This is a genomic window from Streptomyces coacervatus (assembly GCF_029223485.1).
Classification (GTDB): domain Bacteria; phylum Actinomycetota; class Actinomycetes; order Streptomycetales; family Streptomycetaceae; genus Streptomyces; species Streptomyces coacervatus.
This window is the reverse complement of record NZ_JARHTP010000012.1, coordinates 280,424-296,568: the sequence shown is the minus strand read 5'-3', so window position 1 is coordinate 296,568 and position 16,145 is coordinate 280,424. Positions and strand designations below refer to the sequence as shown.

The window sequence follows — 16,145 nt, the reverse complement described above, 5'->3', positions numbered from 1 at the left end:
CACATCCCACCACTATCACCACGGGGACGGCGTACATGGTGAACGAGGAGAAGTACCTCGATTACCTCAAGCGGGCGACGACCGATCTGCGCGAGGCCCGACGACGGCTGCGCGAAGTGGAGGAGCGGGACACCGAGCCGATCGCCATCGTGGCGATGAGCTGCCACTACCCCGGAGGGGTGCACACCCCCGAGGACCTGTGGGAGCTCGTCGCCCACGGCGGCGACGCCCTCTCCGCCTACCCGGCCGACCGCGGCTGGGACACCGACGTCCTCTTCGACCCGGACCCGGACAGCGACGGCCGGCCCAGGGAGTACGTCCGCGAGGGCGGCTTCCTGCACGACGCCGCCGAGTTCGACCCGGCGTTCTTCGGGATCTCGCCGCGCGAGGCGCTGGCGATGGACCCGCAGCAGCGGCTGCTCCTGGAGACCTCCTGGGAGGTGTTCGAACGGGCCGGAATCGACCCGACGACACTGCGCGGCAGCCGCACCGGCGTGTTCGCCGGCGTGATGTACCACGACTACGGGGCCCGCCTGTTCACCGTGCCGGAGGAGGTCGAGGGCTTCCTGGGCAACGGCAGCTCCGGCTCCATCGCCTCGGGCCGGGTGGCCTACACCTTCGGCCTGGAGGGCCCCGCCGTCACCATCGACACGGCCTGCTCCTCCTCGCTGGTCGCCGTCCACCTGGCCGCGCAGGCGCTGCGCTCGGGCGAGTGCACGCTCGCCCTGGCCGGCGGTGTCACCGTCATGTCGACACCCGGCACCTTCACCGAGTTCAGCCGTCAGAGCGGCCTCGCCCTCGACGGCCGCTGCAAGTCCTTCGCAGACGCCGCCGACGGCACCGGCTGGGGCGAGGGCGCCGGCATGCTGCTCCTGGAGCGCCTGTCCGACGCCGAGCGCAACGGCCACCGGGTGCTCGCCCTCGTCCGCGGCAGCGCGGTCAACCAGGACGGCGCGAGCAGCGGCCTGACCGCGCCCAACGGCCCCTCGCAGCAGCGCGTCATCCGCCAGGCCCTGGCCGCCGCCAGGCTGTCGCCCACCCACATCGACGCCGTGGAGGCGCACGGCACCGGTACGACGCTCGGCGACCCGATCGAGGCGCAGGCGCTGCTCGCCACCTACGGGCAGGGCCGGGAGGACGGCCGCCCGCTGTGGCTGGGCTCCGTCAAGTCCAACATCGGCCACACCCAGGCCGCCGCGGGCGTCGCCGGGATCATCAAGATGGTCATGGCGATGCGGCACGGCGTGCTGCCCCCGACCCTCCACGTCGACGAGCCGACCCGCAACGTCGACTGGTCGGCGGGCGCGGTCTCGCTGCTCACCGAGGAGCGCACCTGGCCGGAGACCGGCCGTCCGCGCAGGGCCGCGGTCTCCTCCTTCGGCATCAGCGGCACCAACGCCCACACGGTGCTCGAACAGGCCCCCGAGAACCGGCCCGACGGCAGCGCCGTACAGGACCGGCCGGACGGCGACCGCGTCCCGCAACTCTGGCCGCTGTCCGCCAGGACGCCCGAGGCACTGCGCGCCCAGGCCGACCGGCTCCGCGCCCACCTGACGGCCCATCAGGGCACGACCGTCGCCGACATCGGCCGCACCCTCGCGACCGGCCGCGCGGCCTTCGACCACCGCGCGGTCGTCGTCGGCCGCGACCTCGACTCCCTCCTCGCCGGACTCGACGCACTGGTGGCCGACCAACCCCGCACGAACCTGGTCCACGGCCGGGTCAGGGCAGGGAAGACGGCGTTCTTGTTCACCGGGCAGGGCAGTCAGCGGCTGGGGATGGGCCGTGAGCTGTACGACGCGTATCCCGTGTTCGCCCAGGCGCTGGACGAGGTCTTCGCGCGGTTCGAACTGCCGCTGCGGGACGCGGTGTTCGGCAACGAGCCGGGGATCCTGGACCAGACGGCGTACACCCAGCCCGCCCTGTTCGCGGTCGAGGTGGCGCTGTTCCGTCTCCTCGAATCGTGGGGCGTGCGGCCGGACTTCGTCTCCGGTCACTCCATCGGTGAGATCGCGGCCGCGCACTGTGCGGGTGTGCTGTCGCTGGAGGACGCCTGCACTTTGGTGGCTGCGCGCGGCCGGTTGATGCAGGAACTGCCGTCCGGTGGCGCGATGGTGGCGGTGCAGGCGACCGAGGACGAGGTCACCCCGTACCTGACAGACGCCGTCAGCATCGCGGCCGTCAACGGCCCCACCTCCGTGGTCATCGCCGGTGACGAGGACGCCGTGCTCGGCATTGCCGCCCGCTTCGAGGAGCAGGGCCGTAAGACAAAGCGTCTGACGGTCAGTCACGCGTTCCACTCCCCGCACATGAACCCGATGCTGGAGGCCTTCCGTAAGGTCGCCGAGCGTCTGTCGTACGAGGCCCCCGGCATCTCTGTCGTCTCCAACCTCACCGGGACGATCGCGACCGCCGAGGAGCTCACCAGCCCCGACTTCTGGGTCCGCCACGCCCGTGAGGCCGTCCGCTTCCACGACGGCATCCGCACTCTCGAAGCCCAGAACGTCCGCACCTTCATCGAGCTCGGCCCGGACGGCGTGCTCTCGGCGATGGCGCAGGAGTGCGTCACCGGCGAGGACCACGCCTTCGTCCCCGTGCTGCGTCAGGGACGGCCGGAGGCGGAGAGTACGGCCGGCGCTCTGGCCCAGGCCCATGTGCGAGGTGTGCCGATCGCGTGGAGCGAGGTGTACGCCGGGGTTGGCGGGCACCAGGTCGAGCTGCCGACCTACGCCTTCCAGCGCGAGAGGTACTGGCTGGACAGCGGCTACCCGCTCGGGGACGTGACCTCGGCCGGGCTCGGCGCCGCCGACCACCCGCTGCTGGGGGCGGCCGTCGCCCTCGCCGACACCGACGGCTTCCTCTACACCGGACGGCTGGCGCTCGACACCCACCCGTGGCTCGCCGACCACACCGTCATGGGCTCGGTGCTGCTGCCCGGCACGGCCTTCGTGGAACTGGCGTTCCGCGCCGGTGACCAGGTCGGCTGCGACCACCTGGAGGAGATCACCCTCGAAGCTCCGCTGGTCCTGCCCGCGACGGCCGGGGTCCAGATCCAGCTGTGGGTCGGCCCGCCGGACGGGTCCGGCCGGCGCTCGCTGTCCGTGTACTCGCGGTCCGAGGAGGCGCCCGCCGACGCGCCGTGGACCCGGCATGCCGCGGGCGTGCTGACCACGGGGGCCGTCACGACCGGGGACGCCGACCTGACGGTCTGGCCCCCCGAAGGCGCAGTCGCGCTGCCCCTCGACGGTCTGTACGACGGGCTGAGCGCCGCCGGCCTGGAGTACGGGCCCGACTTCCAGGGCGTGCGGGCGGCCTGGCGGCGCGGCGAGGAGATCTTCGCCGAGGTCGAACTGGGCGACGGCCAGCGGCCGCAGGCCGGCTCCTACGGGCTGCACCCGGCCCTGCTGGACTCGGCGCTGCACGCCCTCGGGCTCGGTGGAGTGGTGGCCGACGACGGCCGGGGACGGCTGCCGTTCTCCTGGAGCGGAGTGTCGCTGCAGGCCGTCGGCGCGTCGGCCGCACGCGTGCGGCTGGCGGGCACCGGACGGCCGGACGTGGTGTCCGTGACCGTCGCCGACGCCGCCGGCCGGCCCGTGGCCCGCGTCGACGAACTGACGCTGCGCACGGTGTCGGCGGAGCAGGTCCGCACCGGCCACCACGAGTCGCTCTTCCGGGTCGAGTGGGCAGCCGTCCCGGTGCCCTCGGTGATCCCCGCCGGCCGGTGGGCCGTGCTGGGTGACTCAGAGGCCTCACCGGTCGCCGAGGCGGACCGGTACGCGGACCTGGACGGCCTGCGGGCTGCCCTCGACGCAGGTTCGGCCACCGTGCCCGACACGGTCCTGGTCACGTTCACGTCCCCGGACGCGGACACCGGCGCCGAGGCGGTGACCGAGGCGACCGGGCGCGCGCTGGGCCTGCTGCAATCCTGGCTGGCCGACGAGCGGTTCGCCGACGCCCGGCTGGTCTTCGTCACCCGTGGCGCGGTGGCCGCAGACAGCGGCGAGACGGCCGGCGACCTGACGCACGCGGCCCTGTGGGGGCTGGTGCGTTCAGCGCAGTCGGAGCACCCGGAGCGCTTCGTCCTCGTAGACCTGGACGGTTCCTCCGCCGCGCTTTCGGTCGCCCTGGCCTGCGGCGAGCCGGAGATCGCCGTGCGTGAGGGAGCGCTGCGGGCACCGCGGCTGGCCCGCGCGGCCGTCACCGACCCGAGCACGCGGCCCTACGACCCCGACGGCACCGTTCTCGTCACCGGCGCCACCGGCACGCTGGGCGGCCTCGTCGCCCGCCACCTGGTGGCCGAGCACGGGGTACGCCATCTGCTGCTCGTCAGCCGCCGCGGTGGCGCCGGCGCGACCGGGCTGACCGCCGCACTGGAGCAGGCGGGCGCCCAGGTCACCTGGGCCGCCTGCGACGTCGCCGACCGTGCCGCGCTGGCGGCCGTACTGGCCGACGTTCCTCAGGCACATCCGCTGACCGCCGTCCTGCACACCGCCGGGGTGCTGGACGACGGTGTCGTCGGCTCGCTGACCACCGAGCGGCTCGGGCGCGTGCTGCGCCCCAAGGTGCACGCGGCACTCCATCTGCACGAGCTGACACAGGAGATGGACCTGTCGTCGTTCGTGCTGTTCTCCTCGGCCGCGGGCGTCTTCGGCAGCCCCGGCCAGGCCAACTACGCCGCCGCCAACGCCTTCCTGGACGCCCTCGCCCACCACCGGCGCGCCCTGGGCCTTCCCGCGGTGTCGCTCGCCTGGGGGCTGTGGGACACCGACGGCGGCATGGCGGGCGGCCTGGACGCCTCGGACGTCGAGCGGATGAACCGCGGCGGGGTGCAAGGCCTGTCCGCGGCCGAGGGATTGACGCTCCTGGATGCGGCCGCCTCGTCCTCCGAAGCCCTGCTCGTTCCCGCCCGGCTCGATCTGACCGCGCTGCGTGCCGACGCGGCCGCCGGCACTGTGCCGCCGTTGCTGCGCGGCCTGGTGCGGGTCCCCGCCCGCCGGACCGCCGAGGCCCAGGGCACCGGTGCCTCCTCGCTCGCGCAGGATCTGGCCGGCCTCGGCGAGGCCGAGCAGGAACGCCTGCTGCTGGACCTGGTGCGTACGCATGTCTCGGCGACCCTCGGCCACCACAGCCCGCGGGCGATCGACCCCGACGCGGCCTTCAAGGAACTCGGCTTCGACTCGCTGACCGCGGTGGAACTGCGCAACCGCCTGAGCGGGGCCACTGGACTGCGGCTTGCCGCCACCCTGGTCTTCGACCACCCCACCTCCGCCGTCCTCGCCCGGCACCTGCACGCCGAGATCATCGGCACGCGCACGGCCGAGACGGCCGTATCGGTGGTCACCGACGACCACGAGCCCATCGCGATCGTCGCGATGAGCTGCCGTTACCCGGGCGGGGTCCGTACCCCCGAGGACCTGTGGCAGGCGGTTGCCGCCGGCCTCGACGGGATCACCCCCTTCCCGGCCGACCGGGGCTGGGACGTCGACGGTCTCTACCACCCCGACCCCGACCACCCCGGCACCAGTTACACCCGCGAGGGCGGCTTCCTGCACGACGCGGGCGACTTCGACCCCGCGCTCTTCGGCATCAGCCCGCGTGAGGCTCTCGCCACCGACCCGCAGCAGCGGTTGCTCCTGGAGACCGCCTGGGAGGCGTTCGAACGGGCGGGTATCGACCCGGCTTCCCTGCGCGGCAGCCGGACCGGCGTCTTCGCCGGCGTGATGTACCACGACTACGCCTCGCTGCTGGAGCAGGCTCCCGGGGTCGCCGAAGGCTCGCTCGGCTCGGGGGCCACCGGCAGCATCGCCTCCGGCCGGGTGTCCTACACCTTCGGCCTGGAGGGTCCCGCGGTCACCATCGACACGGCCTGCTCGTCGTCGCTGGTCGCCCTGCACCTGGCCGTCCAGGCGCTGCGCTCGGGCGAATGCACGCTGGCCCTGGCCGGCGGCGTCACCGTCATGGCGACGCCCGGCACCTTCGTCGGCTTCAGCCGGCAGCGCGGCCTCGCCGCGGACGGCCGCTGCAAGGCGTTCGCCACGGGCGCGGACGGCACCGGCTGGTCCGAGGGCGCGGGCCTGCTCCTCGTCGAGCGGCTGTCGGACGCCCGGAAGAACGGCCATCCGGTGCTGGCGGTGGTCCGCGGCTCGGCGGTGAACCAGGATGGTGCGAGCAATGGTCTGACGGCGCCGAATGGTCCGTCGCAGCAGCGGGTGATCCGGCAGGCGCTGGCCAACGCCCGGCTGTCGGGGGCGGAGGTCGACGCGGTGGAGGCGCACGGTACGGGTACGACGCTGGGTGACCCGATCGAGGCGCAGGCGCTGCTGGCCACCTACGGCCAGGAGCACGCGGAGGACCGGCCGTTGTGGCTGGGTTCCGTCAAGTCGAACCTCGGTCACACGCAGGCCGCGGCCGGTGTCGCCGGGATCATCAAGATGGTCATGGCGATGCGGCACGGCGTCCTGCCGCGGACCCTGCACGTGGACGAGCCGTCCACACACGTGGACTGGTCCGCGGGCGCGGTGGAGCTGCTGACCGAGAATCGTGCATGGCCGGAGACCGGTCAGCCGCGTCGGGCCGCAATCTCCTCCTTCGGCATCAGCGGCACCAACGCCCACACCATCATCGAGCAGGCCCCGGCGGCCGTCGCCCCCGCACACCCCCGGCCGGAACCCGACCGGGCGCCGGACCTGATCTGGCCGGTGTCGGGCGGAACCGAGGACGCCCTGCGCGCCCAGGCCGACCGGCTCCGTGGCCACCTCGCCGCCCATCCCGGACTGCACCCGGCCGACGTCGGATACACGCTGGCAACCGCCCGCGCCCCGTTGGCACACCGTGCCGCCGTCGTCGGGAACGACCGGGACACTCTGCTCGCGGGCCTGACCGCGCTGGCCGACGGCACACCGGCAGCGGGTCTGCTGCGTGGCCGCGCCGCCTCGGGCGGCCGTACCGCGTTCCTGTTCACCGGCCAGGGCAGCCAGCGCCCGGGTATGGGCCGCGAGCTGTACGCCGCCCACCCCGCCTTCGCGGCCGCCTTCGACGCGGTCTGCGCGGAGCTGGACCGGCACCTGGAACACCCGCTGAGGGACGTCCTGTTCGGCTCCGAACGCGAACCCCTGGACCAGACGGCGTACAGCCAGGCCGGGCTCTTCGCGCTGGAGGTGGCGCTGTTCCGCCGGCTCCAGGAGTGGGGGCTCACCCCCGACTTCCTCGCCGGGCATTCCATCGGCGAGCTTGCGGCGGCGCACTGTGCGGGTGTGCTGTCGCTGGAGGATGCGTGCACGCTGGTCGCCGCGCGCGGCCGGCTGATGCAGGAACTCCCCGCAGGTGGGGCGATGGTGGCCGTCCAGGCCACCGAGGACGAGATCACCCCGTACCTGACCGACGCCGTGAGCATCGCCGCGGTCAACGGCCCCGCGTCCGTGGTCGTCTCCGGCGACGAGGACGCCGTACTGGACATTGCGGCCCGCTTCGAGGAGCGGGACCGGAAGACGAAGCGTCTGACGGTCAGTCATGCCTTCCACTCCCCGCACATGGACGGCATGCTGGACGCCTTCCGCGAGGTCGCCGAGGGCCTGACCTTCCATGCCCCGCGCATCCCCGTCGTGTCCGCCCTCACCGGTGCGCTCGTCACCGCGGAGGAGATATGCACGCCGGGCCACTGGGTGCGGCACGTCCGCGAGGCGGTCCGCTTCTGCGCCGCCGTCCGGGCTTTGGAGGACGAGGGCGTCACCACCTTCGTCGAACTCGGACCCGACGGTGTGCTGTCCGCGCTGGCGCAGGAGTGCGTCACCGGCGAGGGCATCGCCTGCGCCCCCACCCTGCGCGGCGACCGGCCGGAGACCGGCACCCTGACGGCCGCACTCGCCTTCGCCCAGGCCCACGGCGCACAGCCGGACTGGGAGGCGGTGTTCGCGGGCACCGGCGCGAGCCGCGTCGATCTGCCCACCTATGCCTTCCAGCACCGCAGGTACTGGCCGTCGCCGGCCGGTAGCGCCGGGGGCGACCCGGCCGCGCTCGGACTGGCGGCGGCCGGCCACCCGCTGTTCGGCGCGATGGTGGAACTTGCCGGCGACGACGGGACGGTGTTCACCGGCCGGCTGTCGACGCGCACCCACCCGTGGCTCGCCGACCATGTCGTGTCGGGCTCGGTGCTGCTGCCGGGCACGGCGTTCGTCGAACTCGTCACCCACGCCGGCGGCCAGGTCGGCTGCGACCGGCTGGAGGAACTCGTCCTCGAAGCACCGCTGATCCTGCCGGAGCACGGCGCGGTGCACCTGCAGCTCGAACTGGGCGCCCCGGACGACACCGGCCGGCGCCGGGTCACCGTTCACGCGCGCCCGGAGAGCGCGACCGGCGAGGAGCCGTGGACCCGGCACGCCGACGGCACCCTGGCCACCGGTGCCCACCCGGCCTCCTTCGACCTGGCGGCGTGGCCCCCGCCGCACGCCACCCCCGTCGCGCTGGAGGGACGGTACGCGGACCTGGCCGACGCCGGGCTGCACTACGGCCCGGCGTTCCAGGGGCTGCGGGCCGCCTGGGTACGGGGTGAAGAGGTCTTCGTCGAGGTCGAACTGGGGCAGGACGAACGGCCACAGGCGGGGGAGTACGGCGTCCACCCGGCGCTGCTGGACGCGGTGCTGCACGCCGTCGGACTGGGCGGCTCCTTCGCGGCTGATTCGGCGGACGGCACGGCACGGCTGCCGTTCTCCTGGAGCGGTGTGACCCTGCACGCGGGGGGCGCCGCCACGCTGCGGGTGCGGCTGACGGAGGCCGGCCCGGACGCCGTCGCCCTGGAAGTGGCCGACGGCACCGGACAGCCGGTCGCGTCGGTCGCCTCCCTGGTGCTCCGGACGCTCCCGGCCGAGGGCATCCGCGCCGGTCACCGCCGGTCGCTGTTCCGCCTGGACTGGACACCCGTCGCCGTACCGGCGGCCTCGTCCACCGGGGACCGGGCTGTCGTCGGTACCGACGACGACCTGATGAGCCTCGGCATCCACGCCTCCGTACACGCCGATCTCGCGTCCCTGGCGGCTGACATCGCCTCCGGCGCACCCGCGCCGGAGACCGTGATCCTGCCCCTGACCCCGCCCGCCCCCGCCGGCAGCGACCGCGCCGAGGCCGTGCGCGGCGCAGCCGTCGAGGCCCTCGCCGCCGTCCACCTCTGGCTGGCGGACGAGCGGTTCGCCGCGTCCCGCCTCGCCTTCGTCACCCGGGGCGCGGTGGCCGCCGGACCCGACGAGGACGTCACCGACCTGACGCACGCCGCCGTCTGGGGCCTGGTGCGATCGGCCCAGTCGGAGCACCCCGGCCGCTTCCTGCTGATCGACTCCGACGGCCCCGCCCACCCCGCGCTGCCCGCCGCCCTCACCACGGAAGAACCGCAACTCGCCCTGCGCAAGGGCCGGTTGCTGGCCCCCCGGCTGGCCCGCGCCACCACGCCGTCCGACACCTCCCGACTGGACCCGGACGGCACGGTCCTGCTCACCGGGGCCACCGGCACCCTGGGCCGCCTGGTGGCCCGGCACCTGGTGGCCGAGCACGGCGTACGGCACCTGCTGCTGACCAGCCGCCGCGGCACCGACGCCGAGGGGGCGACAGAACTCCTGGCCGACCTGCGCGACTCGGGTGCCGCCAGCGTCCGGCTCGTCGCCTGCGACGCCGCCGACCGGGACGCGCTGGGCGCCCTGCTGGACACCGTCCCGGCGGCGCATCCGCTCACCGCGGTGATCCACTCCGCGGGAGTGCTCGACGACGGGACCATCGGATCGCTGACCCCGGAACGCGTCGAGCGGCTCCTGCGTCCCAAGGTCGACGCCGCCCTCAACCTGCATGAACTCACCCGCGACCTGGACCTGTCGGCGTTCGTCCTGTTCTCCTCGGCCGCCGGCCTGTTCGGCAACCCGGGCCAGGCGAACTACGCCGCCGCCAACACGTTCCTCGACGCCCTCGCCCACCACCGCCGCGCCCAGGGCCTCCCGGCCGTCTCCCTCGCCTGGGGGCTGTGGGCCGAACCCGGCGCGATGACCGGCGAGTTGGACCGGGCCGACCTGGACCGGATGAGCCGCGGCGGTGTCACCGCCCTCACCACCGAGGAAGGGCTCGACCTCCTCGACGCCGCGCTCGCACCGGGCGAGCAGCCGCTGCTCGTTCCGATACGGCTGGACACCGCCGCACTGGGCGCACGCGCGGACGCGGACGACGTACCGCCGCTGCTGCGCGGCCTGGTGCCGGCCCGTCCCCGGCGCAGCACGCAGAGCACCGGACAGCAGGGCAGCGGCTCGCTCGCCCAGCGGCTCACCGCACTGCCCGACGAGGGACGGCACGACGTGCTGCTGGACCTCGTCCGAGCCCAGGTGGCCGCCGTGCTGGCCTACGACTCCGCACACCTGATCGAGGCGGACCGCTCCTTCCGCGAGCTGGGCTTCGACTCGCTGACGGCGGTCGAACTGCGCAACCGCATCGGCACCGCCACCGATCTGCGCCTGCCCGCCACCCTGGTCTTCGACCATCCGACGCCCGCGGTCCTCGCCGAGTTCCTGCACGGCGAACTGCTCGGCACCGGCCCCCGCGCGACAGCCACACCGGACACCGCGACGACCGCGTCCGGCGACGGCGACCCCATCGCCATCGTCGGCCTCGCCTGCCGGTACCCGGGCGGCGTGCGCACCCCCGAGGATCTGTGGCGCCTGGTGACGGAAGGCCACGACGCCATCGCGGAGTTCCCGGACGACCGCGGCTGGGACCTCGACGCGCTCCACCACACCGATCCCGACCGCACCGGCACCAGCTACACCCTCCGCGGCGGCTTCGTCGACGACGCCGCGCACTTCGACGCCGCGTTCTTCGGGATCAGCCCGCGCGAGGCCGTGGCGATGGACCCGCAGCAGCGGCTGCTCCTCGAAACCTCCTGGGAGGCCTTCGAGCGGGCCGGGATCGACCCGGCCACGCTGCGCGGCAGCCGGACCGGTGTGTTCGCCGGTGTGATGTACCACGACTACGCGTCCCGGCTGTCCGTCCTGCCCGAGGGAGTCGAGGGCTTCCTGGGCACGGGCAACGCCGCCAGCGTGGTCTCCGGACGGCTCGCCTACACCTTCGGCCTGGAAGGTCCGGCCGTCACGGTCGACACGGCCTGCTCCTCGTCGCTGGTCGCCCTGCACCTGGCGGTCCAGGCGCTGCGCAACGGTGAATGCTCGCTCGCGCTGGCGGGCGGCGTCACGGTGATGGCGACACCGGCGCCCTTCGTGGAGTTCAGCCGACAGCGCGGCCTCGCCGCGGACGGCCGCTGCAAGGCGTTCGGCGCGGACGCGGACGGCACCGGCTGGTCCGAAGGCGCGGGGGTGCTCCTGGTGGAGCGGCTGTCGGACGCCCGCCGCAACGGTCACCCCGTGCTGGCGGTGGTCCGCGGCTCGGCGGTGAACCAGGATGGTGCGAGCAATGGTCTGACGGCGCCGAATGGTCCGTCGCAGCAGCGGGTGATCCGGCAGGCGCTGGCGAGTGCCGGGCTGTCGGCCGCCGATGTGGATGCGGTGGAGGCGCACGGTACGGGTACGACGCTGGGTGATCCGATCGAGGCGCAGGCGCTGCTGGCCACCTACGGTCAGGAGCGCGGCGAGGACCGGCCGTTGTGGCTCGGCTCGATCAAGTCGAACATCGGTCACACACAGGCCGCGGCCGGTGTCGCGGGCATCATCAAGATGGTCCTGGCGATGCGGCATGGTGTGCTGCCGCAGACCCTGCACGTGGACGAGCCGACGCCGCATGTCGATTGGTCGGCGGGCGAAGTGTCGCTGCTGACCGAGGCGCGGGAGTGGCCGGAGACCGGCCGTCCCCGGCGGGCCGCCATCTCCTCGTTCGGCTTCAGCGGCACCAACGCCCACACGATCATCGAGCAGCCCCCCACGGCCGCGGACGAGCCCGCCTCCGAGGTGGCGCAGCCGATGGTGCCGTGGGTGCTCTCAGGCCGGACCGAGGACGCGCTAGGGGCCCAGGCGGAACGACTGCGCGCCCACCTGCTCGACGCCGGCGAGGAGTGTGCCCCCGTGGACGTCGGCTACTCGCTCGCGGCCCACAGGGCCGCGTTCGACCGGCGTGCGGTGGTCGTGGCGGACGGCCGTGACGGGTTGCTGGCGGGGCTTGAGGCGCTGGCCGAGGGACGCGGCGCGGCGGCCGGCCTGGTGACCGGGGCGGTGGCGGCGGGCAAGACGGCGTTCTTGTTCACCGGGCAGGGCAGTCAGCGGCTCGGCATGGGCCGGGAGTTGTACGACGCCTATCCCGTCTTCGCCGAGGCCCTGGACGAGGTCTTCGCGCGGTTCGAACTGCCGCTGCGGGAGGCGGTGTTCGGTGACGAGCCGGGGGTCCTGGATCAGACGGCGTACACGCAGCCCGCGTTGTTCGCGGTGGAGGTGGCGCTGTTCCGTCTCCTCGAATCGTGGGGTATCCGGCCGGACTTCGTGTCCGGTCACTCGATCGGTGAGATCGCAGCCGTGCACTGTGCGGGTGTGCTGTCCCTGGAGGACGCCTGCACGCTGGTCGCCGCGCGCGGCCGGCTGATGCAGGAACTGCCGTCCGGTGGCGCGATGGTGGCGGTGCAGGCGGCCGAGGACGAGGTCACCCCGTATCTGACCGATGCAGTGAGCATCGCGGCCGTCAATGGTCCGACCTCGGTAGTGGTCTCCGGTGACGAGGACGCCGTACTGGAGATCGCAGTCCGCTTCGAGGAGCAGGGCCGTAAGACGAAGCGTCTGACGGTCAGTCATGCCTTCCACTCCCCGTACATGGACGGGATGCTGGGGGCGTTCCGCGAGGTCGTGGAGGGTCTGTCGTACGAGGCCCCGCGCATCCCGGTGGTCTCCAACCTCACCGGCGCCCTCGCGACCGCGGACGAGCTCACCGACCCCGGCTTCTGGGTCCGCCATGCCCGCGAAGCCGTCCGCTTCCACGACGGCATCGGCACCCTCGAAGCCCAGAACGTCACGACCTTCATCGAGCTCGGCCCGGACGGCGTCCTCTCGGCGATGGCGCAGGACTGCGTCACCGCCCAGAACCACGCCTTCGTACCGCTGCTCCGTGAAGGCCGTCCGGAGCCCGAAACCCTCACCACGGCTCTCGCGCACGCCCACGTCCGGGGTATCGCGGTGGACTGGCCGGTGTACTACGCCGGGACCGGTGCCCGCCGCGTCGACCTGCCCACCTACGCCTTCCAGCGCCAGCGGTTCTGGCTGGAGGCGCCCGCGGGCTGGGTGGGTGATGTGGTGTCGGCCGGGCTGGAGGCGGCCGGGCATCCGTTGCTCGGCGCCGCGGTGGAACTGCCGGACCGCGAAGGGGGGTTCGTGTTCACCGGGCGGCTGTCCCTCGACACGCACCCCTGGCTCGCGGAGCACATGGTGTCGGGTGCCGTGCTGCTGCCGGGTGCCGCGATGGTCGAGCTGGCGGTACGCGCCGGGGACCAAGTGGGCTGCGACCTGGTCGAACAGCTCGTCCTCGAAACTCCTCTGGTGCTGCCCGAACGGGGCGCGCTCCAGCTGCGGTTGACCGTAGGGGAGCCGGACCAGTCCGAACACCGCTCCCTCGGGCTGTATTCGCGCCCGCAGGACGCGTCCGCCGACGAGCCGTGGACCCGGCACGCCGCTGGTGTCCTGGCCGGTGCCGCGCCGGAGCCTGCCATCGCGCCGACGGTGACCGAGTGGCCGCCACCCGGTGCCGAACCGGTTGACGTCAACGGGCTGTACGACGATCTCGCCGCCCTGGGGCTCGGCTACGGCCCCGCCTTCCAGGGGCTGCACGCCGCATGGCGGGCCGACGGCGAAGTCTTCGCCGAGGTGGCGCTCGCCGGGGAACAGCGGGACGAGGCCGGTGCCTATGGGCTCCACCCGGCGCTGTTCGACGCCGCACTGCACGCCATCGGGCTGGGTGACTTCTTCCCGGCGGACGAGGACCTGGCCGAACCTCGCGCGGCACGGCTGCCGTTCGCCTGGGAAGGCGTACGGCTGCACGCCGAGGGTGCGACAGCGGTGCGCGTGCGGGTGTCGGCGGCCGGTACGGACGCCGTCTCCCTGACCTTGGTCGACGAGACCGGAGCACCGGTCGCCTCGGTGGACTCGCTCGTGCTGCGCCCGCTCGCCGCCGAGCAGGCCGGCCAGGGCCACCATGACGCGCTGTGGCGCCTCGACTGGACGCCGCTGCCCGCGGCCGGTGCGGCGTACGCGCCCGCTGCGGACGACCGGCCGAGGTGGGCCGTCGTAGGCAGTGACGAGCTGAAGCTGCGCGCCGCCCTGCAGCAGGCCGGCGGACAGGTCGCGGCCTACGACGACCTGCGGGCGCTCGCCGACGCGGTCGCCGACGGGGATCCGGCACCGGAGATCGTGTTCTCCTCCCGCATACCCGATCTGGCCCGCACCGCCGGTGTCGCCGCCGCGGCCCGCGAGGCGACCGGCGCGGCGCTGGAGCTGGTCCATGAGTGGCTCGCCGACGACCGCTTCTCCTCCGGCCCGTTGGCGGCCACGCGGCTCGCCCTGGTGACGCGCGGCGCGGTCGCCGCAGGCCCGGACGAGGACGTCGACGACCTGGCCCACTCGGCCCTGTGGGGACTGGTGAGGTCGGCTCAGGCGGAACACCCGGACCGCTTCCTGCTGCTCGACCTCGACGGCGAGGACGGCCCGCTCCAGGAGCTGGCCGGCGTCCTGACCGGGGCGTCCGACGAGACACAGCTCGCCGTGCGCGCCGGTTCGGTCCACGTGCCGCGGCTCGCCCGGGTCCCGTCCACCGCGGACCGGTCACGACCGGACCTCGACCCCGAGGGCACGGTGCTGATCACCGGCGCCACCGGAACGCTCGGCCGCCTGCTGGCCCGGCACCTCGTCATTGCGCACGGCATGCGGCACCTGCTGCTGGTCAGCCGGCGCGGCGCGATGGCCGACGGCGCCCCTGAACTGGCCGCAGAGCTGGGCGAGATGGGAGCCAAGGTGACCTGGGCGGCCTGTGACACGGCGGACCGCGAGGCCCTGGCCGCCGTCCTGGACGCGATCCCGGACGGGCATCCGCTCACCGCTGTCGTGCACTCCGCCGGCGTACTGGACGACGGCGTAGTCGAAGCGCTCACCGCCGAGCGCGTCGAGCGCGTCATGCGGCCCAAGGTGGACGCCGCCTGGAACCTGCACGACCTGACCCGCGGCCACGACCTGTCGGCATTCGTGCTGTTCTCCTCCGCCGCGGGCGTCTTCGGCAACCCCGGGCAGGCCAACTACGCGGCGGCGAACACGTTCCTCGATGCACTCGCCCTGCACCGCCGTGCCCAGGGTCTTCCGGCGGTGTCCGTCGCCTGGGGGCTGTGGGACGAGGGCGACGGCATGGCGGCCACGCTGGACGAGGTCGGCCGGCAGCGGATCAGCAGGGGCAGCATGTCCGCCCTCGGCACCGACGAAGGCCTGGCCCTCTTCGACCTGGCCGGTGCGCTGGAGGAGGGGCTGCTGGTGGCCACCCGCCTCGACCTCGGCCGTCCGCGGGCCGCGGACGGCGGGGGCGCCGAGACAGTGCCCCCGCTGATGCGCGGACTGGTCCGCGCCCCCCGGCGCCGTACGGCCGCGGGCTCGGGCGACGCCGACACGCCGACCTTCGTCGAACGTCTCGCCGGGCTGTCCGCGGCCGAACGGGACCGGATCCTCCTCGATCTGGTACGCACCCAGGTGGCCGCCGTGCTCGGACATCAGCAGGCGGCCTCGGTCGAGCCGGATGCCGCCTTCAAGGAACTCGGCTTCGACTCGCTGACCGCCGTCGAACTGCGCAACCGCCTGAGCGGGGCCACCGGACTGCGGCTCGCCGCCACCCTGGTCTTCGACTACCCCACGCCCGGCGCCCTGGCCGGTCACCTCCGCACGCAGCTCCCGCAGCCGGACGGCGCGCCGTCCGTGTTCGGCGACCTCGAACGCCTCGAAGCCGCACTGGCCGGACTGGGCTCCGGCGAGACGACACCGGACAGCGTCACCCGCGCGCGGATCACCATGCGTCTGCAAGCCCTGATGACCAGGTGGAACGACGCCCAGGGGCCGACAGCCGACGCCACCGACCCAGACAACGATCTTGAAACAGCCACAGATGACGAGCTTTTCGACCTGCTCGACGACGAGCTCGGCTCGGCCTGAGAAAGGACC

The 16,145-nt window shown here is 73.7% G+C and carries 1 protein-coding gene; it reads left to right on the top strand.

Going from position 1 to position 16,145, the window contains the following annotated elements; genetic code table 11:
* Positions 1-35: 35 nt before the first annotated feature.
* On the top strand, positions 36-16,136 hold the full coding sequence (locus P2Q00_RS29055) for a type I polyketide synthase (protein ID WP_275776010.1): 16,101 nt from the start codon (positions 36-38) through the stop codon (positions 16,134-16,136).
* The last annotated feature ends 9 nt before the right edge of the window (positions 16,137-16,145 follow it).

Excerpts from the sequence above, each read along its gene's own strand:
- P2Q00_RS29055 (WP_275776010.1), top strand. The coding sequence starts at position 36 with ATGGTGAACGAGGAGAAGTACCTCGATTACCTCAAGCGGGCGACGACC.